This window comes from Nocardia sp. NPDC050713, assembly GCF_040654315.1.
In the GTDB taxonomy this organism is placed as follows: domain Bacteria; phylum Actinomycetota; class Actinomycetes; order Mycobacteriales; family Mycobacteriaceae; genus Nocardia.
Genome location: NZ_JBFAHS010000003.1, coordinates 159,869 through 180,444 on the forward strand (window position 1 = coordinate 159,869; position 20,576 = coordinate 180,444).

Consider the following 20,576-nt stretch of genomic DNA (forward strand, 5'->3'; position numbering starts at 1 on the left):
GTATCCGCGCACCGGGGTTTGACCTTGACCGTGCGTCAGGGTTGGAGGCTTGTCGCATGACGAACAACAGCACCCCCTCGGCACGGCTCGCTCCGCCGGTCGGTGGGTTCCAGCAAGTCGACGGCCGCCGCGTTTTCGTGCATCGGTCGGGGAGTGGCGGCCCCGCCGTCGTGTTCCTGCCGGGCGCCAGCGCGGTCGGACTGGATTACCTCGGTGTGCAGCAGCAGGTTTCAGAATTCACCACCGCGGTGGTGTACGACCGCGCGGGTACCGGCTACAGCGACCCCGTGCCGTTGCCGCGCACCGCCGCCGCGGTCGCCACGGAACTGCGCGTGCTGCTGCGTGCTCAGAACATCCCCGCTCCCTATGTTCTCGCGCCACACTCGCTGGGCGGCTTCTACGCGCATCGGTTCGCGCAGCTGTACCCGCGAGACGTGGCCGGACTGGTCTGGTTGGACGGCCTGCACCGCGACTGGGACGACTTCATGCCGCCCGCGATGCGGCTGGCCGCGGCCGAGCGGATGGGCACCGGTCCGGAGCAGCTCGAGCAGCTGCGCCCGGTGCTGCGCGCGATGCGCGCCGAGTTGCTCGCGGACTACCCGGAGCACGTCCGGCGCTCGCTGATCGAGGCCAAGGAGAGCGACGAATGGATCCGGGTCGGCATAGCCGAGCGCAGCAATCTGACCGAACTGGCCACCGAACTGCGGGCCGGACCGAACCTCCCTGATGTTCCGGTCGTCGCGCTCAGCGCGCTGGGCGCCGATCCCGCCCAGCCGGCGGAGACGCAGCGGCAGATGCGAGCCGGCAGGAGGCGCATGGACGCGGCCCTGGTGAGCGCGGTCTCGCACGGGGAACAACGCGTTCTCTCCGACACCGCGCACCATCGGCTCTGCTTCGACCGTCCCGACGCCGTGGTCCAGGCGATCCGCGACGTCCTCGCACGGGCGGCTCGCCGCTGATCTCACCGACAAGCCATGCCGCCTACACTCGACGCGATCATGTTCGGCGTAGACCCGAGGAGGACGGTGCTCACGATCGGCCAGCTCGCGGCGACCGCGGGCGTGACGGTGCGCGCCGTTCGCCACTACCATCACGTCGGCCTGCTGCCCGAGCCCGAGCGCGATGCCTCCGGCTACCGCCGCTACAGCGCGCAAGCGGCGGTGGACCTCATCCGGATCAGAACCCTCGCCGACGCCGGTGTTCCGCTGGCCAGGATCGACGCCCTGCTACACGCGCGGCCCACCGAATTCGCCGCGGCCATCACCGATGTCGACGCCGAATTGCGGCGCAAGATCGACCAACTCACCGAATACCGCGCCCGGATCGCCGAATTGGCAAGCGGCGAAAGGCTTGTCCTGCCATCCGAGGTGGTCGCCATCCTGAACCGCATGCGCGGTCTCGGGGTCAGCGAACAGCGGGTGCTCCTCGAGCGCGACTCCTGGATCCTGCTGCAAGCACTCGATCCGGAAGCCATGCCCCAGCGGATTCGCGACAAGAACGCCGACTTCGACGACCCCGAGACGATGCGCCTGTATCTCGCGGTCGATCACGCCTTCGACTGGGACCCGCACGATCCGCGCCTGAACCAGCTCATCGACGACCTCGACGCCTGGGAGATCGAACACGAGCACGACGCCGGGCCGACGACCCGGAAACTGATCTCCTCCCGGATCTCCGAGGCATCACCGGCCTGGCAACGCATCGTCGACGCGCTCGTCCACCGCGCCGAACAGCGCCGGACACGGCACCTGAGCCCGGCGCGCGCCCGAGTTGGCAGGTCGACGCGGTAGGTACTATGACTGTCATAGGTATGACAGCCGTCAAAAAAGCTGCCGTGGCGGAAAGGAATGGGATCGTGGCCGATGCCGATGGACATCCCGATCTCGAGGAGTTCGATCTTTCCGCGGTGCTGGCCGCTCTCGCGGACGACAATCGGCGCAGTGTGATCGCGCAGTTGTACGCCGAGCCGGAGGGCGCCGAGCAATTCTGCAGTGTGTTCGGGATGCCGTGGGCGCCGTCGACCCGGACGCATCATTTTCGGGTGCTGCGCAAGGCGGGGTTGATCTGGCAGCGGGATGTCGGCAACGGCCGGATGACGAAGCTGCGGCGCGAGGATATGGAGCGGGCGTTCCCCGGGCTGCTGGGAGCGATCCTCGACGCCGACCGCGGTCGTCATCCGGTCCAGCCCGCTACCAGGTGACCGGGAGCGACGTCGGCCGGTGCACGAGAACGCCGGTCTCCCAGGGGATTTCCTGCTCCGCAACCGCGAGTTCGAGCGTCGGTAGCTCGGTGACCAGCCGGCGCAGCACCTCGGTGATCTCCATCCGCGCCATGGCCGCGCCCATGCAGTGGTGCATGCCGTACCCGAACTGCAGGTGCCGCTTCCCGTCGCGCGCGGGATCGATGACCGCCGGATCCGGGTACACCTCGGGATCCCGATTCGCCGAATGCGCGTCGGCGTACACGATGTCGCCGGGGTGCAGCACGCCCCGCGTCAGCGTGATCTCGCGGGTGGTGACCCGGGGGAAGGTCGAGATCCTGCCCAGCGGCAGCAACCGCAGGAACTCCTCCACCGCGGTGGGGATGGCGTCCGGGTTGTGCACCAGGTACTGCCACAGCTCCGGTCGCGCGAGCGCGACATAGGCGATCTTGGTGATCACCGAAAGGATGTTCTGATCACCGCCGACCAACGATCCGAGCAGGATGGCCGCGTACTCCGCGTCGGAAACCGGCGGCGAGACCGATTCACGCGCCTCGAGCAGGTCGATGATCAGGCCGGGTCGCAGCTCGCGCCGCCGGGCGATCAGATCCTCGAGGTAGTGATAGAGCGTCCAGAAGTCGGCGAGCAGCTGGTCGATATCGGTGTCGTGGGCCAGCTGCATCTCTCGCGAAAGATGCCGGAAATAAGCGATATCGGCCGTCGGTATGCCGAGATAGTCCACATTGACTCCGATGGTCACCGGATCCAGCAGCGCGCCAACGAGATCCGCCGACCCCCGCGCCCGCTGCGCCCGTAGTTCGGCGAGAGCGTCGTCGAGGACCCGGTGGACCGCGGGCACCCGGCGGGTCATCGTGGCGGCGCTGTAGGCCGACGCCACAAAGCCTTTCAGCCGCCCGTGCCCGGGATGGTCCAGATTCAGCAGCATTTCCGTCGGCATGATCGTCGGCAGGAAGCTCGGCCCGTCGTCGACGTTGGTTTCCGCCCGCGCGAAACTCAGGTCGGTCAGTACCGCGTGCACGTCCCGGTACGAGGTCACGTGCACGGCCGTATGCCCACTGGGCAATTTCACCTGCGGCAATCCTCCGGCGGAGCGCTGCGACAGCGGTTCGATCATGGTGGGCGGCGCGATGTTCGCGATGCCGTCGACATCGACCCGGACGGCGTCGAGTGCGTGGGTCATGAGCTGACTCCTTCTGGGCTGGAACCGATTTCCCGGTTCTCGGTGGCTCGTGCGGTGCCGCGCACCACGACGATGAGGATGGTGAGCACGACGAGCAGGGCGATGAGCACGCCGACCGTGGTGGTGAAGGCGGAGCGGTAGACGTCGGGGTGTCCGTATTGGCCCGCGGCGGTGTCGTCGGCGGCCGATCCGCTGAGCTGGGTGCCGACGACCGCGGACAGCACGACGGCGTAGCCGGCGACGAAGATCGCTTCGCTGCCGATGCGGAAGAAGTTCAGCACGCCCGCCGCGGTCCCGCCGCGTTCGGCGGGCACGACCGACAGCGCGTGACCGTCGACCAGCCCGATGGGCAAGCCGAAGCCGAGGCCGAGCAGCACCATCGGCAAGATGATCCAGGCCACCGAACGGTCCTGCGAGAGCGCGAGAACGCCCGCGTTGCCGAGGATCGAGGCGGCCAGGCTGAGGTAGACGACCTTGCCGATGGTCAGCGACGGGAAGCGGGTGACCAGCTGTCCGATGGCGACCGGTGCGACGAAGACGGGGATCGTCATGGCGAGCATGAGCAACCCGGAGGTGCCCGCCGACAGGTCGGTGATGCCGCTGAGCGCGGAGGGCAAATAGGTCAGCAGGGTGACGAAGCCGATCGAGCCGGCGACCGGCACCAGGCACATCGCCAGGAATTCCCGATTGCGCAGTAGGCCCAGGTCGAGGATCGGGCCGTGTTCGGTGACAGCGGGTTTCGCGGCGGGCAGCACGCGTGTACCGATGCCCGCGGCCGCGAGGATCACCGCGTGCACCACGAACACACCCCGCCAATCGAGCAGCGAGATCAAGAGGCCGGAGATGGTCGGACCGAGCGCCAGGCCCAAACCGTTGACCGTGCCGAAGACAGCGAAGGCCCGAATACGTTGCGGCCCTTGGTACGCGGTCGACAGTAGCGCGGTGGCGCCGGTCAGGATCGCCGCGGCGCCGACACCGGCGATCACCCTGGCCAAGTCGAGCACGAGCAAGTTCGGAGCCACGACGCTGCCGACGCTGCCCGCGACGACGAGCGCGGCCCCGATCCCGAAGGTGCGCCGGTGCCCGATGCGGTCACTCGCCGCGCCCCACAGCAGCGTGGTGAGCGCGAAGGCGATGTTGAAGCCGTTGACAACCCATTGCAGCGCAGTGGGATTCGAGCCGAGATCGCGCGAGATCAGCGGTAGCGCGATCGCGGTGCCCGCGATGGCCATAGGCGTGACGAACTGAGCGGCGAGAACCACGGGCAGCGTCGCGCTACTGGGTGGCGCGCTCTGGGTTTCGGTTTCGGCGGTGACGGTCGACATGAATACCCCTGTGACGGTGGGTGAGAGGACTTGTGGAACGTGCGACAGGTACTACCCGACTGCTAGCTACTATGATGCTAGTAGCTACGGTGGTTCTCGTACAACCGCTGTCGCGGACCGGCCTCCGACCACCTCGCCCCAGGAGAATGTGATGACCACGGCGTCCCGGCCCCCCTCGCGCACTACCGATTCCGTCGTCGAGACCGATGTTCTGGTGGTCGGCGGCGGCCCGGTCGGCATGCTGGTGGCCGCCGAACTGGCGTTGCAGCAGATCCGGGCCGTCGTGGTCGAAACCCGCACCGAGCTCGACATTCGCCCGCGCGCGGGCACCGTGCACGCCCGCTCGCTCTCGCTGCTGGCGCGCCGCGGATACCTCCCGTCGACGGACCCCGAGACGATTCGACGCGACCCGCACGGAGTACGTCGGACCCCGTTCCAGTTCGCGGCCCAGCCCGTGCTGACGATCAGCGCGCCGGGCGTCGAGCCCGCTCCGATCGCGGGCATTCCGCAGGCTCGGCTGGAGGCGGCGTTCGAGGAACGCGCCCGCGCCCTCGGCGCGCGGATTCTGCGCGGCCACACCGTTTCCGCGCTCGAGGTCCGTGACGACGTCGTGGTCGCCGACGCCGACGGCCACGACGGTCTCCTTCGGATCCGCGCCGAATACGTCGTCGGCGCCGACGGCGCCCGCAGCCTCGTCGCCCGCACCGGCGACTTCCCGGCACGCGTCTATCCCGCGACCATGAATGCCCTTGCCGGGCTGGCATTCTCGGATATGCCCGGGCAGATCCCGCCGGGCTGGAATCCGACGCCCACCGGATGGACCATGCACAACCCGAACCCGTACGGCCCGGCTCGGATCATCGCGATGGATTTCAGCGGTCCCCTCGACCACCGCCCGGAACCCTCCGTGGCCGAGTACCGGCAACGCCTGGAATACGTGCTCGGCGCAGCCCCCGCGCTGAGCGGCGTCGGTCACCTCACCCGGTTCAGCGATCACGGCCGTTACCGCACCAGCCTTCGGGACGGACGACTCTTGTTGGCAGGGGATGCCGCCCACAGTCACTACCCGCTCGGCGGCCAAGGCCTCAATACCGGTATGCAGGACGCGTTCGCGCTCGGCTGGCGGCTCGCCCGCGTGATCACCGGACGCGACCGGTCCGAGATCCTCGACGACTATTCGCGCGAACGCGTCGCCGTGGCTTCGGCGGTGGTCGGCAACACCGTGCTGCAGTCGCGGATGATGAACCCGCGGGCGCCGGAGCTGCGCGATGCGGTCGTGGCCATGCTCGCGGTCCCGGCGATCCACGATGCCCTCGCCCAGCTCATCAGCGGCCAGTTCCAACGCGGCTTCCAGCACGATCTGGTGGTGACCGAGGCCGGGGGCCGGGAGCGCACCCTCGCCGAACTGCTGCGCGAGGGCCGGTTCGTGGCGATCCGGCCCGACGAACACACGCCGATACCGGACGGTCCCGCCGACGCCGCCGTGGTGACCGGCAAGGTGACCCCGGACCAGGCGTGGACCTCCGCGCTGGTCCGGCCGGACGGCTACCTCGCCGCCACCCTGTGAGCCGGTGCTCAACCCGGCCATCGCTCCAGCGCCTCACGCACCTCGCCGATCGCCTGCCCGGCATCGCGGAATCGCACCGCCGTCCAGCCCGATTCCCGTGCCGCCGCACAATTTTCGGCGAGATCGTCGACCAGGATGCACTGGCGGGGATCGACGCCCGCGCGCTCGGCCGCGAGGGCGAAGATCTCCGGATCGGGCTTGCGGAACCCGACTTTGCACGAATCGATCAACGCGCTCAGCACATCGTCCAGATCGATCATGGTGCGCCAGTACGGCTCCCATTCGACGACATTGTTGCTCAGCACCCCGACGCGGGTACCGTTCTCGGCGAGCTCGATCGCGAAGTCGCGCACCGCACCGTTGACCTGATGGCCGGCGAACCACTGCCTGCCGAAATCCGGCTCGCTGCGGGACAGATCGAGTTCGGGCGCCTTGGCGCGCAGGACGGCGTGCAGCTTGCCCACCCAGGCGCGTTCATCGAGCAACGCCAGTTCGATCGGGGCAAGCGGCGCGAGCCCGTACTGGGCGCCCACCTCAGCGATCGCGTATTTGAACAGGTCCACCGGAATGCCCGCGACCTGCTCGTATCGGAGGAACAGCTCGTCGAGCGGCGGTGAGAGCACGCCGCCGAAATCGAACCAGACGAACGGAGCCGCGCTCACTGGACCATCGTCCAGACGTCGGCGGGGCGGAACCGCAGCTCCACTTCGCCCGCGGCGATGACATCCTCGCCCTGGGCGAGACTTATCTGGGCTCGTGCGCCGCCGAGATTGCCGGGAACGGCGGCGACGGTGGCCCTGGCGATCGTATCCCGTTCGAACTCACCGAATTTGCTGAATTCGATGCCGAGCCGATGCATCACCATGCGGCTGGTGTCCAGTCCGAGGAGCGCGTTCGCGGCTGCCATCGCGACCTGCCGGGCCGCCTCGAACTGCAACATCCCCGGCACATGGTCGAGGGCGTGATCGAACAGTGAGGGATGGTTGGTGTCGATGATGGTCAACGCCGTCAATTCGTCACCCGAGAGGACCGGGTTGGCGAGAATGGCGTTGCGTGGATTGTGCCTGCCGATCGAGCCCGGCCGCATCCGCGCCACCGGCAACTGCTCCGGAATCACGTGTTGCGCAGGCAGACCCAGCGATTCGCGCCCGCGGACCCGGATGCGGTTCCACACCGGAGCGGGCATCCACTGGTAGACCATCACCTCCCTGGCCGCCACGTGCCCCTCGATCTCGGCGACCATCTCGAGGGAGAGTCCGATGATCTGATCGTCACGCCGCTTCTCGCCGACCACCCGCGCCTCGACGACGCAGTGTCCCGGGCAGCTGCCGATCCGCAGCGTGTCGGGATCGATGATCGCGAAATCCGCCGAGCCGAAGATGAACTTCTCCGAGCGGGCGACCCCGAGGAAGGTGTGCGCGTAGTAGATCGCGACCTGGCGGAAGACTTCGATGAGCAGGAGCGGATCGTAGGTGGTCGCGGTGCCGCGGTGATCACTGAAATACGAGTGATTGCGGGGCAATTGAGCGGCGAACACAGCGCCGTCCGGTCTCGGGTGCGCGTCGGTGAGGAACACCTCGGCGATCGATTCCCGGTGCACTATGCCGCGGGGGATATTGCGATCGAAGGTCAGGGTTTGGGTTGCGGCAGTCATGATCGAACCTTCCTGGAGCGGTGATGTGGCGGCAGACTGGTCAGCGGACGGCGATGTCGTATGCCCAGGCATTGACGCTGTTGCGAGGCGGGTCGAACAGCGAGGTCACGTTGTGGATCGCGAAACTGGCGGCGACACTGTTGCGGTCGGTGTACAGCGGTATCGCGACGGCCTTGTCGAGCAGGTAGCCGGTGATCTGGTCGAACAACTGCTTGCGTTGGTTCCGGTCGGTCGCCTTCGTCGATTCGACGAGCCACCGATCCACTTCCGGATCGGCCAGCTTGGACCCGGCGACGATGGATCCGATGGTGATCCCGTCGATCTGTCCGTACTTCAGGTCCGGCGAGGTCGAGCCGTAGGCGCGGTTGAATTGCAGCGACAGGTCCAGACCGCCGACCTGGCGGGGGAACGCCTCGTACTGGTTGCGCGCGAGCAGGTCGTAGACCTGGGCGTTCTCGACGAACTGCAAGTCGACCTGGATACCGAGGTTCTGGCGGAGCTCGGCTTGCCAGGCCTCGAGGAAATCGTCCTCGGGATAGGTGGGCACGGTGGCGAGCAAGCGGATGGCCAACCGGCGGCCCGCGCTGTCGGTGCGGTACCCGTCGGCGTCCTTGCCGGTCCAGCCCGCTTCGTCGAGCAGAGTCTTGGCGGCGGCGATATCGGCGGTGCCTTTGTTCTCGTACTTGGCGTCGTAGTAGGCGCTGTCGGGCGAGATCAGGCTCCATGCGCGCTGCTGGGAACCGTTGGTCAGGCTGTCCACCACCGCGGCGATGTCGACGCCTTTGGCGATGGCCCGCCGCACCCGCACATCCGTGGTGGGGCCGTTGGTCAGGTTGAGCATGATCACCGTCGGCGCGGCCGCCGAGCCGATCTGCTCGTACTGGAAACCGTCGATGCCGTCGAACAGCGGGATATCGGTGGCTTTGACGGTCCCGATCGCGTCGACCTCTCCGCTGCGCAGCAGTCCGGCCCGGGTGGATGCCTCGGGGATGTACTTGACGACGACCTTGTCGACGTAAGCGGCGCCCTGGTGCCGTGCGGTGGCCGGGCCCCACCGGTAGTCGGGGTTCTTACGGAACGTGAGCTCTTGGCCTTGGACCGCCTTGTCCAGGATGAACGGTCCCGAACCGACCAGCCCGGTCCCGCTGGTGAGGGTCTGTTTGTCGGCGGTCAGGGTGCCGGGAGCGACGATCGCGCCGCTGAGCCCGGCGAGCGTGGACAGGAAGTCCGCGCGGGGCGTGCTCAGCGTGATGCGCACCTGGTAGGGGGCCAGCACATCGACCGAGCTGACGCTCGAGTACTGCAGCAGGCCCAGCACGGTCCACGACGGGTTGTCCGGATTGCGGAGGAGATCGATGTTCGCCTTGACCGCGTGCGCGTCGAACTTCTCACCGTTGTGGAAGGTCACGTCCTCACGCAGGGCGAATTCGTAGACCCTGCCGTCCGGGGAGACGGTCCATTCTTTGGCGAGCCACGGGTGGAACTGCTCGCTCCGGTCCTCGGCGATCAGGCTGTCGTAGCTGTTGCGCAACACCTGGGAGGCGTCGAAGGCCGCGCCGTAGTGCGGATTGAGGCCGCGCTGAGGGTAGTTCGGCAAGGCGATGGTGAAGGTCCCGCCGGATTGCGGGGGAGATGTCGGTCCATCGTTGCCGCTGCCTGGCTCCGGGTCCGACGCGCAGGCGCCTGCGGCCGACGCCATGCCGACGACCAGCACGGTGAACAGTCGAATGATGCGGTTACGCAAGCGAATAGCTTTCTGTGGTGTCCTGCGCCGCCAGGCGCGGAACGGAATCGAGTAGGGCACGGGTGTACGGGGAAGTCGGGGCGGTGAAAATTGCGTCGGACGAACCGGATTCGACGATCGCGCCGTCGTGCAGGACGAGCACGCGGTGACAGATCTGCCGGATGACGGCGAGGTCGTGCGAGATGAAGACGATGCCGACCCGGCGGGTCCGGGCGAGTTCGGCGATGAGCGCGAGAATCTGGGCCTGCACCGAGATGTCGAGCGCCGAGACCGGTTCGTCGCACACCACCAACCTCGGCTCGCTTCCGAGCGCTCTGGCGATGTTGACGCGTTGACGTTGTCCGCCGGACAGTTCGCGGGGGTGGCGGTCGATGCTGTCGGCGGGTAGGTGCACCGCCGCCAACAGGCGCAGAACCTCGTCGCGGCGATCGTGCCTGCCGACTCGCAGTGCGACGCTCTCGCCGATGATCTCGCCGACGCGGTAGCGGGGGTCGAACGAACCGACCGAGTCCTGTGCCACCAAGCCGATTCGGCCGGGCAGGCGCGTCGTGCGCGTCAACGGCGCTCCGCCGAAACGCATTTCGCCGCCGTCGGGCGCGATCATCCCGGTGATCATCTTCGCCACCGTCGACTTTCCTGAACCGGATTCACCGACCACGCCGAGCACTTCACCGGCCTGGACGTCGAACCCGATATCGGCGACCGCCGGGACCGTGCGGCCGCGCACCCGATACGACTTGGCCAGCGCGGTGGCGGCGAAAACCGGGTCACCGGAGGGCGGGGGCGGCGCGTCGGCCCGGCCGTGCGGAACCGCGGCGATCAGTTGTCTGGTGTACTCGTGCTCGGGATTCTCGATCACCTGCCTGGCCGGTCCCGCCTCGACGACGCGACCCGATTTCATCACCAGGATGCGATCGGCCACCGACGCGACCACCGCCAGATCGTGACTGACCAGAATCATCGACCGACCGCCCTCGACCTGCCGAACCAGCAGATCGAGAACTTGCGCTTGAACGGTCACGTCGAGCGCCGTGGTCGGCTCGTCGGCGATGAGGATGTCCGGATCACCGGCCAGCGCGGAGGCGATCAGCGCTCGCTGACGCTGACCGCCCGACAGCTGAAATGCCCGCTGGCCCCTGCGCGTTTCGGGATCGGCGATACCGACCGAGGTCAGCAGCTGGTCGATCCGTGTCCCGCGTCGATGGCGCGGCAGCGCGCGCAGCGATTCACCGATCTCGTCGGCGATGGTGCGCAGCGGGTCGAGCGCGACGAGCGCGTCCTGGAGTACCAGACCGATTCGCGCGCCGCGGATCTCACGCCAGTGCCGTTCGGTCAGTTCCAGCGCCGAGGTACCGAACAATTCGAATCGGTCGGCGCGCACCCGGGCGCCGTCGCCGGCGAGCCCGACGAGGCTGCGCGTGGTCACCGACTTGCCCGAGCCCGATTCGCCGACGATCGCCAGGATCTCGCCGCGCCGAAGGTCGAAGCCGACTCCGTCGACGATATCGCCCGCCCTTCCGGCGAAGCCGACGCGCAGGTTGCGCACTCGCAGCACGATGTCGGCGCCTTTCGCGGATGGTGCTGTGAGCGTCATGGCTGTGCCCTTCGTTCGAAGCGATGACCCGCGTATCGGCCGAGCACCGTGGTCGCCAAGACGACGACGGTGATGGCGGCGCCGGGGAACACGACCGTCCACCACGCGATGCGCAAGTCGCCGTGCGCCTCGGCGAGCATCGAACCCCACTCCGGCTCCGGGGGTTTCGGCCCGAAACCCAGGAAGCTCAATGCCGCGGCACCGAGAATGCTGGTGCCCAGACCGAGGGTGACCACGACCGGAAGCGACCGCAGCGCGTTCGGCAGGATGTGGCGGACCACGATCCGCGGCCGCGACCGGGTGAGCAGTCCCGCCTGCGCGACGTACTCGCTGCCGCGCACGGCTCGGGTCTCCGCACGCATCACCCGCGCGAATCGGGGCGCCGCGGCGATTCCGATCGCGACGACCAGATTGGGCGTGCCGGTGCCGGTGAAGGTGATGAGCACCAGGGCGAGCAGAATCTCCGGGAAGGCGCCTAGCAGATCGAAGGTGCGCGAGGCGATCGCGTCGACGACTCCGGTGCCGACACCGGCCACCAGGCCGAGCGTCACACCGATCAGCACCGCGAGCGCCGTCGCCGATACCCCGATGAACAGCGACAACCGAGCGCCGTGTACGACGCGGGTGAACACATCGCGGCCGAGTTGATCGGTACCGAACGGGTGCGCCACCGACGGCGGCCGATGCGCGGCGACCAAATCGGTCTGCAAGGGATCGCCGGAGGCGATCAGCGCGGGCCCGACCGCGGCGAGTACGGCCAGGGCGAGCACCGCTGCCGCGACCCACACGTCGGCGGGCCGTTTCGTCAGGGGTACCGTAAACCGTTGCCGCAGCGCGGCTGTCGTCGTCATGATGCGGCCTCCTGCAGGCGTGGATCAATCCAGAGACAGGCGATGTCGACGATCACCGTGGCCGTCAGGTAGACCGCGGCGGCCAGCAGCGCTACGCCGAGAACCACCGGGACATCGGAGTAGGTGACGGCCTCGACGGTCACCCGTCCGACCCCCGCCCGGCCGAAGACCTCCTCGATCACCACGGTGCCGGTGAGCAGCCCGCTCACGGCCCATCCGGCCAGGGTCGCGGCCGGTATCAGCGAATGCCGCAGTCCGTGCCGTAGGCGCAGGCGAGTGGCGCCGATCCCCCGGGATCGGGCGGTGAGCGCGAACGGCTGCTCGAGCGCGCGTTCGATACCCTCCCGCATAACCTGCGCCAGTACCGCGGCGATCGGCAGGGCCAGGGTGACGGCGGGAAGTATCGAGCGCTGGAACTCGTTTCCCGCGGTCACCGGCAGCACCTTCAATGTGAAGGCGAAGACCCAGATCAAGATCAGACCGGTCCAGAAGGGCGGCGCCGAGGCCACCACGATCTCCGCGGTGGTGACAGATCGGCTGAACACATCGCGCCTGCCCGCGGTGAGGACGGCCAGCAGCGGCGCGAGCACGGCCGCGATGAGCAAGGCGAATCCGGCGAGCTGGGCACTGGTGCGCAATCGCTCCCCGAACAAGATGTCGGTCACCGGTTCGCCGCGCACATACGAATAGCCGAGGTCGCCGTGCAGCAGCCGCGCGAGATGGTGCCCGTACTGCGCGATCAGCGGGCGGTCCAGCCCCCAGTCCTGTTCGATCCGCGCGCGCAGGGTCGGGTCGCTGGATTCGCCCATGATCGCGGTGACCGGATCTCCCGGGGTGATATGCACCGCGAGGAAAGCCAGCGTGACCGCGGCCCACATCATCGCCACCGCGGACAGGATCACACCCGCGATGCGGCGAAACACGATGTGCCGGTAGGTATTCACGGCTCGGCTCCGTCCTCGATGGGCGCGCCGACCAGGCTGCCCCATTCGGTCCAGGAACCGTCGTAGACGCGGACCCGGTGATCGTCGAGCAGGTCGGTGAACACCAGCCAGCCGAGCGCGGCGCGATGCGACAGCCTGCAGTAGGCGATGACCTCCTCGGCCCGCTCGATGCCGAGTGCCGCGACGCGCTCGCGAATCTCGGCCACCGGCCGCAGCAGACCGTGCTCGTCGAGCAGATCCTGCACCGGAAGACTCAGCGCGCCCGGAATGTGCCCGGCCCGTTCGGCGCCGTGATCGATCGGTTCGGTGAGCGGCGCGACGCGCTGGCCCGAATACTCCTCCGGCGAGCGCAGATCCACGATCGCGATGGGTGATTCGATCGCGGCGCGCACCTCGTCGCGGCCGACGACGAGTTCGTCATGGCGGGGCGGAAGCTGGGGGAGCGGTGCGGCGACGGGCGCATGCGCCCCGGCGACGGCCGCCCGTGGATCGAACTCCGGATCGCTGTCGCGCCAGGCAGGCAAGCCGCCGTCCAAGTACCGCAGATCGCCGCCGACACCGACGGCCGCGGCCACCCAGATCGCGTAGGCGGCGAATTGGGTCGGCTCGCCCGCGAAGACCACCGTCGACGTCGCGTCCGCGCCCAGCGCGTGCAACCGGTCGGCGAGCACCCGCGCCGACGCGAACTCGCGGCGGGAACGATGCCAGAGCAGATCCTTCCAGTACACGGTGCGCGCATCGGCGATGGTGCTCTGGTCCGGCTCGAACCCCGGCGTGTTTGTCACCTCGATGACGACGACGCCCGGATCCGACAGACGGGACCGTAACCATCCGGCGTCGACGATGCGGCTCGTCACGACTCCCACAGCAGCCCTCCCGCTCGAATGCGCCGGGTCCGACGACCCGGCGGGGAAAACATAAAAGCGCCAACACGCTGCCGTGAACACAAAAAGTCACAGAGACTCGAATTATGTGTTCCGAGCGTCGGGATACATATCCTCGGCAGCGCGCTTCACCCGAACCGCCGAAAGGAGCCCGATGTCCGGCCAACGCGCCGCCCATCTCATATCCGCAGGCCGGCTACGTGACGATCCGCCGAAGCGGCTGGTGCTGCTCGACGTGCGGGTCGGCGCGGGCGGACCGGATCGGACCAGTTTCCGGCGCGGGCATCTGCCCGGTGCGCGGTTCGTCGACATCGACGCGGATCTGGCGGGCGCCGCCACCCGGTACTCCGGCGCCCGCCCACTCCCGGACACCGAAACCCTCACCGCCGCACTACGCCGCTGGGGCATCCATTCCGACAGCACGGTCGTGGTCTACGACGACTCCCGTGCGGTGCCCGCCGCCCGAGCCTGGTGGGTGCTGAGGTGGGCCGGACTGCCCGACGTCCGGATCCTGGACGGCGGGTTGCGAGCGTGGCGCGAAGCCGGGGGCGCCCTCGTTTCCGGCGCTGAACCGGCCGCACCGGGGACCGCGACGGCACAACCGGCCGGACTTCCCGTCATCGATACCGCCGCCCTGGCGGCCCTGCCCGAACGCGGCGTGCTCCTGGACGCCCGCCCGCGCGAACACTTTCGAGGCGACGGCGAGTTCGCCGGTCACATTCCCGCTGCCGTCAGCGCACCGGTATTCGACGACTTCGACGAGCGCGGCTTGCTGCGCGACGAGCACAGCCTGCGTACCCGCTATCGGGACCTCGGCCTCACCGCGGGAACGACCGCCGCGACGTACTGCGGCAGCGCCATGGCCGCGGCCCTGCAAGTCTTCGTCCTCGCCACCCTCGGCATCGAGATCGCCTTGTACCCGGGCGGTTTGTCGCAATGGGCCGGTGATCCGGCCCGCCCGCTCGTCCGTGGCGAATCCGCCACGCCGCGACCCATCCCGTCAGCCTGATCACCAGGAGACCGCAATGGCCGACCATCCACGACATGTCATCCTCAACGCCAACCTGATACCCGGCGGTGCGATCGGCAGCCCTTGGCGGCGCGCGGCGGAGCCCGCGGCGCATTTCGTCGGCATCGAGCACTATCTCGACGTGGCGCGCACCGCGGAGCGCGGCCTGCTCGACGCCGTGTTCCTCGCCGATTCGCCGGATCTCCAAGCCAAGGACTGGAATGCGCCGAGCAGGCTGCTCGATCCCTTCGTCGCCCAGGCCGTCATCGCCGCGCACACCAGCCATATCGGTCTGATCGTCACCGCGACGACGTCCTACAACGACCCCTACAATCTGGCCCGCTCATTCGCGGCACTGTCCGCCGTATCGGGCGGACGGGTGGGCTGGAACTACGTCGTCACCGGCGGCGATGCCGCGGCGCTCAACTACTCGATGGATCAGGCGCTGCCGAAATCCGAGCGGTACGCCCGCGCCGCCGAGTTCATCGATGTGGTTACCGCGCTGTGGGATTCGGCGCCCGCCGACGCGATCGCCGGGGACAAGGCGACCGGTCGTTACCTCGATCCGGCGATCGTGCGGCCGATCGATCACGACGGCAAGCTCTTTCGAGTAGCCGGACCGTTGAAAACACCGCCGTTGACCCATGGCAGGCCGGTGCTGATCCAAGCGGGCGCCTCGACGCACGGTGTGGAACTGGGAGCCAGGACCGCCGACGCGGTGTACTCCGCGCACGTCGATCCCGCGTCGGCGGCCCGGCGCCGCGCTGATCTCCGGTCGCGAGCCCAGGCAGCCGGGCGTCACCCCGACAGTGTGAAACTGCTTCCCGGCCTGATCATCGTGCTCGCCGACACCGAAGCCGCGGCCCGGCAACGGGAACGGGAACTCATCGACCTCATTCCCGACGATGTCCAGCTGGTCCAGCTGGCCGATCGGCTCGGTGTCGAACCCGACGTGCTCGAGCTCGACGCACCGTTCCCGTGGGACAAGATTCCCGACGAGAACGCCGACGCGGGCTCGCGCGGGCAGCGCGCGGTGCTGCTCGAATACGTCCGATCCAGCGGAGCCGATACCCGCGGCGCCGCGCGCCTGCTGGCTTCCGGCAGTGTGCACGCGAAGGTCGTCGGCGGACCCGATCAGGTGGCCGGGTTCATCGCGGACTGGTTCGAGTCCGGCGCCTGCGACGGATTCAATCTGATGATCGATGAATTGCCCGGCGGGCTGGCCGATTTCGTCGACCACGTCGTCCCGCTGCTGCGGCGGCGCGGCATCGTCCGCAGCGAGTACGAGACCGCCACGCTGAGAGGACATTACGGGCTGTGACCACTCCCTCGTTGTTCGTGCAGCTGCGCAGCGGCCCACCGGCCGCCGAGGTCTACCGGCGCACCATCGAGATCAGCGTGCGCGCCGAACAACTCGGCTACCACACGATCTGGTTCGCGACTCGCCATTTCGAGGCGCATCACGCCGCCCTGCCCTCGGTGTTCCCTTTCGTGGCCGCGGCCGCCCAGCACACCACCAGGATTCGGCTCGGCACCGGCGTGGTGGCGCTGCCGTTCGAGCATCCGGTGCGCTTGGCCGAGGATGCCGCGGTCACCGACGCGCTGAGCGGCGGACGACTCGAACTCGGCGTCGGCAAGGGGCTCGGGTTCGGGCATTCCGCCACCAGCTACGCCGGATTCGGCGTTCCCGACACCGACCGGGAATCGCTCTACGCCGATCGGGTAGCAGCTCTGCAACGCATACTCGCCGACGGCCGCGTCACCGATGACATCGCCCTCTACCCACCACCGGGAACACTGCGCTCCCGGATCTGGCAGTCCACCGGGAACATCGTTACCGCTCGCCGCGCGGGCGCCGCGGGCGACGGGCTGCTGCCGCACGGGAATTCGCAGGCACGCGCCGGTGGCAGCGTTGGCGAGCTCGTCGACGCCTACCTGGCCGAATGCCGAACCACTCCGAGGATCGGGTCGAGCGTGGCGGTGCTGCCCGCGGACAGCGAAGGCGACGCGCTTGCCTTGCTCGACACCGACATTCGCTCGAGCCCCGCCTTCTATCCGGAACTGCACGGCGAATCCGATCGGCGGCGGTTCTTGGCGGACAACCGGATTCGCTTCGGTACCGCCGGGCAGATCGTCGATCGGCTACGCGCCGACCCCGACCGTGTCGCCGCCTCCGATGTGTTGTTCTACATCCCGCTCGCGGTCGACCATCCCCGCTATCTCGACTGCCTGCACCGCGTCAGCGCCGAGATCGCCCCGCACCTGACCGCGCTGCCGACCTCGTGATCTCTCCCCGGCTCGAGCCGCTGTCGGTCCGGTGATCGCCCCGTCAGTCCAAGAACTCTCGGTTCGCGGCTCCAGCGGCTTCGGCGAGCAGCCGGGCGAGTTCGGCGATGGCGGCGGCGTCATCGGGCAACTGCGGCACCGCCACCCGCACCGCGCCCGGCCGGGGCGGGGTGACATGCGATTTCGCGCCCGACCCGACGACGATCCCGTGCCGCGCCAACCGGAGCAGCGCACCGTGCTCGTCGGCGACCTCCACCCAGACCACCAGGCTGTTGACGCCGGACCGTGCGGTGACGCCGTGCTCGCTCGAGGCCGACAGCAAGCTCGCCCGCCTGGCCGCATAGCGCCGGCGCGCGGTGTCGATCAACGCGGCCGTCTCGCGGTCGTCGATCAAGTGCGCCAACGCGTTCTGCAGGATTCGGCTGTTGGCGGCGATACCGTGCACCCGGGCGCGAATGGCTCGATCGACCAGCGCCGCGCTCCCGCCGATGACGCAGGTCCGGATATCCATTCCGTAGGCCTTGCAATAGCTGCGCACTCGGACGCTGCGCCCGGGAAAGAAACGCCCGAGCGACGGCGCCTGGGTGCGGGCCAGCGGCCCCACCGCGTCGTCCTCGACGATCCACGGCATCGACTTCGCCGCCGACAACACCTCGGCAAGTTCCGCCGCCCTTTCCTCTGACAGCGCCCCGCACGCGGCGTATCCGCCCTCCGGCTGGAGGACCACCACCGATGGTTCCCGCCGAAGCGCCGAGGCCAGCGAATCCGCAAGGGCCCCTTGCTCGTCGGATTCGATGCCGACCACCTCGTATCCGACGTCCGCCAGGGTGTCGAGAAAGCCCGGCATCACCGGCTCTTCGACCGCGACGAGCGAGCCCGCGGGCGCGGCGGCGTCCACGGCGAGAAACAGCCCCTCGGAACCGCCACCCGCCGCGACGAACGCCTCGGCCGCGAAAGGCCAGCCGTCGACCACCGCGTCGCGCAGCCGATCGGTGATGTAGTCGCGTCCGGGACGGTTGAGCCGATCGGTATGCAACCCGGCCAGCATCGCGGGCGCCAGATCCGGTTGCAGAGCGTAATCGGGACTGCCCGTCAGCAGATCCCGGTCCGCGAGCGCCCGGCCCGCGGGTATCTCGTGGCGTGCGGCCACCACCGTGCCACCGCGGCGGTTGGTGGCGATCAGGCCTTCCTTGCGCAACTCGCCCCAGGCGGCGACGACCGTGCGGGTGCTCAGCCCGCAATGCTGCGCGAGCTCCCTGATCGTCGGCAAGCGCGCACCCGCGGCGAGTGCGCCCTCACGGATCAGCTGGGCGGTCACCGCCCGCACCGACTCGGAGGTATGCGACGCGTTCGCCTCCAACGCCCGCACCAGCAGCGCAGAACCCGGCTCCGTCACTGACACTCCACTCGTCGTATTTCCTCAGTATGACGACTATATGTGTTCAGGTGAACGGTTTTGTTCCCGGTAGCTCGATATATGTATCCGCCTAGGTCGGATGGTCACCGTGCGGGCTGGTCTTCGGTCTTTCCCCGATCGCGGGTGACGAGGCCGGGCCCGGTGCAATCGTGTGGTCGCGTGGTCGAGCGTGGTTCTCGCAGGACGGCGGCGAGGATTGCGCAGCCGAGGGTGGCGGTCAGCAGGAGCAGGGTGATCGGCGCGGCGCCGAGGGCGGCGAGCAGGGCGAGCCCGGTGAGCAGAGCGAGTGCGTGTTGGGGGATGTGGTGGAGTGCCATGGGTGTTCGGTGATTCCGCTGCCGCGGTGTCGCTGGAGTATCGACTGCCGCAGGGTGCGGGTCTACGGGCGCGGTGCCGTGGTGCCAGCCGGGGACTCGATGGTGGTGGTGTCAGTAGGCGAGGGGGTATTCGTCTTCATCGGGTAGCGGGATGCGGACGGATTGCTCGATCCGGTCGGTGGTGTCGGCGGCGTCGAAGGCGGCGCGGACGCGTTCGGCGAGCGGATGCAGGGCGCGGGTGTCGAGGCCGATGTGGCGGTCGGCGTCGTGGACGAGGGTGCGCTGATCGGCGTAATCGGCGTCGTCGCGGGCGGGGATCGTGGTCATGGCCAACCTCCTGACGTCGTGTGCGCTCGGACAGAGTGGGACGGGCCCTGGTGATCGCTCCGGGCCCGTCCCGGTGAAGGAAGACGTGACTGTGCGAGAGGTTGGTCCGCGGTCGGCGGTGGCCGTGAGGTCCGGCCTTGCCACGGGTGTGGCGGTGCGCGAATTATCCAGTCGTACGGAGTGTTCGAATGCGCCTGGTCGCCGGAGGATCGACGACATCACCGCCGCGGACCTTTCGGTACTTTGCTATGTCATCACCTCGCTTTCACTGTTCGAGATGAACCGGATGGGTCTGGTCGGGCGCGGAGGGCCGCGTTGGGTCGCGCGCATTCTCGGCGGCGCCCGTCCGGTCAGCCTCGGTGCCCGCCGATCGCGGTCGAGGTCGGTCGGCCGCCGTGGCGCACGGGTGCGCAGCTTCGGCAACACCGGGACCGGTCGTGGCGCGAGTGCTTCGCGCAAGATGTCGTCTACCTCGGCGAACAGCGGTTCGAGGTCGGGGTCGAGTACCGACAGCCGCGTGTCGAGCGGTTCGCGGACGCCGAAGGCTTCCATGGGGTGCATGGCGCTACTCCGATTCGAAGCGAATCCGGTTCGGCGGGTCAGGCGTTGATCGGTCTCGCCGCTGGGTGAGCTGCTGTGCCGAACACCTGCTGCCCCAAGCGGTCCAGATCGAGGAAGGGATCGGTATGCGTCAGCATGATCGTCACCTCCAAACCTCCAACCAACTGTGTTCTCGGTAGTCGGCTGCGGATATCTATGTCAGCGAGTGCAGATTTTTTATAGCACTATCGAAAGTTCTATGCAAGAGACTACGATAGAAAATCTGAGAAGTATGAAGCAGTATCGAGGAGCAGGATGATTCGCCCACCTCAGCAGCCCGATCCCGCGCGCGCGGTGTACGCGATCTCGGTCGCCGCCGATCTGGCAGGCGTCGGTGTGCAGACACTGCGCCTCTACGAACGCCATGGGCTGATCACCCCGGCCCGCAGCGATGGCGGCACCCGCCGCTACAGCGGCGACGACCTCACCCGGCTGCACCGCATCGCCGCGTTGGTCGCCGAAGGCATCAACCTGGCGGGTATCGGCCGCATCCTCGACCTCGAAGACGCCAACGCCGAACTGCACGCGGACAATGACCGCCTGCGCACCGGCGCGCGCCGCGATCCCGGGCGATAACCACCCGGGCACCCGTCGGACGCTCTGATCGCACGACTGGACCTCTTCTTCGGCTCGCCGTGCGCAGCCACCACTCGGCC

Annotated in this window: 20 protein-coding genes; 8 read left to right on the forward strand and 12 right to left on the reverse strand. The window is 68.4% G+C overall.

What is annotated here, in order from left to right; all coding sequences use genetic code 11:
• Positions 1–56: 56 nt before the first annotated feature.
• The 3 genes from AB0H49_RS07225 (at position 57) to AB0H49_RS07235 (ending at position 2,200) form a co-directional block, all read left to right on the forward strand.
• Positions 57–959, forward strand: a complete 903-nt coding sequence (locus AB0H49_RS07225) for an alpha/beta hydrolase (protein WP_357248287.1) — start codon at positions 57–59, stop codon at positions 957–959.
• A gap of 15 nt (positions 960–974) precedes the next feature.
• On the forward strand, positions 975–1,790 hold the full coding sequence (locus AB0H49_RS07230; protein WP_357248290.1) for a MerR family transcriptional regulator: 816 nt from the start codon (positions 975–977) through the stop codon (positions 1,788–1,790).
• 65 nt (positions 1,791–1,855) lie between these two features.
• Complete coding sequence (locus tag AB0H49_RS07235) at positions 1,856–2,200, forward strand: helix-turn-helix transcriptional regulator (RefSeq protein WP_354999782.1); 345 nt, start codon at positions 1,856–1,858, stop codon at positions 2,198–2,200.
• On the opposite strand, the gene AB0H49_RS07240 is transcribed toward AB0H49_RS07235, so the two are convergent.
• Positions 2,190–3,401 (reverse strand): cytochrome P450, encoded by a 1,212-nt coding sequence (locus AB0H49_RS07240; protein ID WP_357248293.1) that lies wholly within the window; start codon positions 3,399–3,401, stop codon positions 2,190–2,192. The genes AB0H49_RS07235 and AB0H49_RS07240 overlap by 11 nt on opposite strands.
• The gene (locus AB0H49_RS07245) at positions 3,398–4,726 is read right to left on the reverse strand and encodes an MFS transporter (protein WP_354999784.1); all 1,329 of its coding nucleotides are present in this window, start codon (positions 4,724–4,726) and stop codon (positions 3,398–3,400) included. The genes AB0H49_RS07240 and AB0H49_RS07245 overlap by 4 nt, the downstream gene beginning before the upstream one ends.
• A 151-nt stretch (positions 4,727–4,877) precedes the next feature.
• Between AB0H49_RS07245 and AB0H49_RS07250 the strand changes: the two genes are divergently transcribed.
• Complete coding sequence (locus AB0H49_RS07250) at positions 4,878–6,293, forward strand: FAD-dependent monooxygenase (RefSeq protein ID WP_357248297.1); 1,416 nt, start codon at positions 4,878–4,880, stop codon at positions 6,291–6,293.
• Positions 6,294–6,301: 8 nt separating this feature from the next.
• Here AB0H49_RS07250 and AB0H49_RS07255 read toward each other — a convergent pair whose 3' ends face one another.
• The 7 genes from AB0H49_RS07255 to AB0H49_RS07285 are packed head-to-tail and all read right to left on the reverse strand — an operon-like array spanning position 6,302 to position 13,946.
• Positions 6,302–6,955 (reverse strand): HAD family phosphatase, encoded by a 654-nt coding sequence (locus AB0H49_RS07255; RefSeq protein WP_357248300.1) that lies wholly within the window; start codon positions 6,953–6,955, stop codon positions 6,302–6,304.
• Positions 6,952–7,947 carry an AfsA-related hotdog domain-containing protein gene (locus AB0H49_RS07260; protein WP_354999787.1) on the reverse strand — a complete coding sequence of 332 codons (996 nt, stop codon included), beginning with the start codon at positions 7,945–7,947 and terminating at the stop codon, positions 6,952–6,954. Before AB0H49_RS07260 ends, AB0H49_RS07255 begins: the two co-directional genes overlap by 4 nt.
• A 40-nt stretch (positions 7,948–7,987) precedes the next feature.
• Positions 7,988–9,691, reverse strand: a complete 1,704-nt coding sequence (locus AB0H49_RS07265; protein ID WP_357248303.1) for an ABC transporter substrate-binding protein — start codon at positions 9,689–9,691, stop codon at positions 7,988–7,990.
• Positions 9,684–11,285, reverse strand: a complete 1,602-nt coding sequence (locus AB0H49_RS07270; protein ID WP_357248306.1) for an ABC transporter ATP-binding protein — start codon at positions 11,283–11,285, stop codon at positions 9,684–9,686. The genes AB0H49_RS07265 and AB0H49_RS07270 overlap by 8 nt, the downstream gene beginning before the upstream one ends.
• Complete coding sequence (locus tag AB0H49_RS07275; protein WP_357248309.1) at positions 11,282–12,136, reverse strand: ABC transporter permease; 855 nt, start codon at positions 12,134–12,136, stop codon at positions 11,282–11,284. The genes AB0H49_RS07270 and AB0H49_RS07275 overlap by 4 nt, the downstream gene beginning before the upstream one ends.
• Positions 12,133–13,080 (reverse strand): ABC transporter permease, encoded by a 948-nt coding sequence (locus tag AB0H49_RS07280; RefSeq protein WP_357248312.1) that lies wholly within the window; start codon positions 13,078–13,080, stop codon positions 12,133–12,135. Before AB0H49_RS07280 ends, AB0H49_RS07275 begins: the two co-directional genes overlap by 4 nt.
• Positions 13,077–13,946 carry a rhodanese-like domain-containing protein gene (locus AB0H49_RS07285; RefSeq protein WP_357248315.1) on the reverse strand — a complete coding sequence of 290 codons (870 nt, stop codon included), beginning with the start codon at positions 13,944–13,946 and terminating at the stop codon, positions 13,077–13,079. The genes AB0H49_RS07280 and AB0H49_RS07285 overlap by 4 nt, the downstream gene beginning before the upstream one ends.
• Before the next feature lie 172 nt (positions 13,947–14,118).
• Between AB0H49_RS07285 and AB0H49_RS07290 the strand changes: the two genes are divergently transcribed.
• From AB0H49_RS07290 to AB0H49_RS07300, 3 genes are read left to right on the forward strand one after another with little or no spacing between them, the layout of a single operon-like run.
• Positions 14,119–14,973, forward strand: a complete 855-nt coding sequence (locus tag AB0H49_RS07290) for a rhodanese-like domain-containing protein (protein WP_357248318.1) — start codon at positions 14,119–14,121, stop codon at positions 14,971–14,973.
• 16 nt (positions 14,974–14,989) lie between these two features.
• A complete protein-coding gene (locus AB0H49_RS07295; RefSeq protein WP_357248321.1) occupies positions 14,990–16,294 on the forward strand; it encodes an NtaA/DmoA family FMN-dependent monooxygenase in 1,305 nt (434 codons plus the stop codon).
• Positions 16,291–17,259 (forward strand): LLM class flavin-dependent oxidoreductase, encoded by a 969-nt coding sequence (locus AB0H49_RS07300; protein WP_357248324.1) that lies wholly within the window; start codon positions 16,291–16,293, stop codon positions 17,257–17,259. Before AB0H49_RS07295 ends, AB0H49_RS07300 begins: the two co-directional genes overlap by 4 nt.
• 43 nt (positions 17,260–17,302) lie before the next feature.
• Here the strand turns inward: AB0H49_RS07300 and AB0H49_RS07305 are convergent, their stop codons facing one another.
• The 3 genes from AB0H49_RS07305 to AB0H49_RS07315 all read right to left on the reverse strand — a co-directional run bounded on the left by AB0H49_RS07305 (position 17,303) and on the right by AB0H49_RS07315 (position 19,320).
• Entirely contained in the window at positions 17,303–18,655 is a 1,353-nt protein-coding gene (locus AB0H49_RS07305; protein WP_357248327.1) for an aminotransferase class I/II-fold pyridoxal phosphate-dependent enzyme, read from the reverse strand.
• Positions 18,656–18,759: 104 nt separating this feature from the next.
• Positions 18,760–18,993 (reverse strand): hypothetical protein, encoded by a 234-nt coding sequence (locus AB0H49_RS07310; protein WP_357248330.1) that lies wholly within the window; start codon positions 18,991–18,993, stop codon positions 18,760–18,762.
• Positions 18,994–19,104: 111 nt separating this feature from the next.
• The gene (locus tag AB0H49_RS07315; RefSeq protein WP_354999798.1) at positions 19,105–19,320 is read right to left on the reverse strand and encodes a hypothetical protein; all 216 of its coding nucleotides are present in this window, start codon (positions 19,318–19,320) and stop codon (positions 19,105–19,107) included.
• An 855-nt stretch (positions 19,321–20,175) separates the two neighbouring features.
• Between AB0H49_RS07315 and AB0H49_RS07320 the strand changes: the two genes are divergently transcribed.
• On the forward strand, positions 20,176–20,496 hold the full coding sequence (locus AB0H49_RS07320; protein ID WP_354999800.1) for a helix-turn-helix transcriptional regulator: 321 nt from the start codon (positions 20,176–20,178) through the stop codon (positions 20,494–20,496).
• Positions 20,497–20,576: the final 80 nt, after the last annotated feature.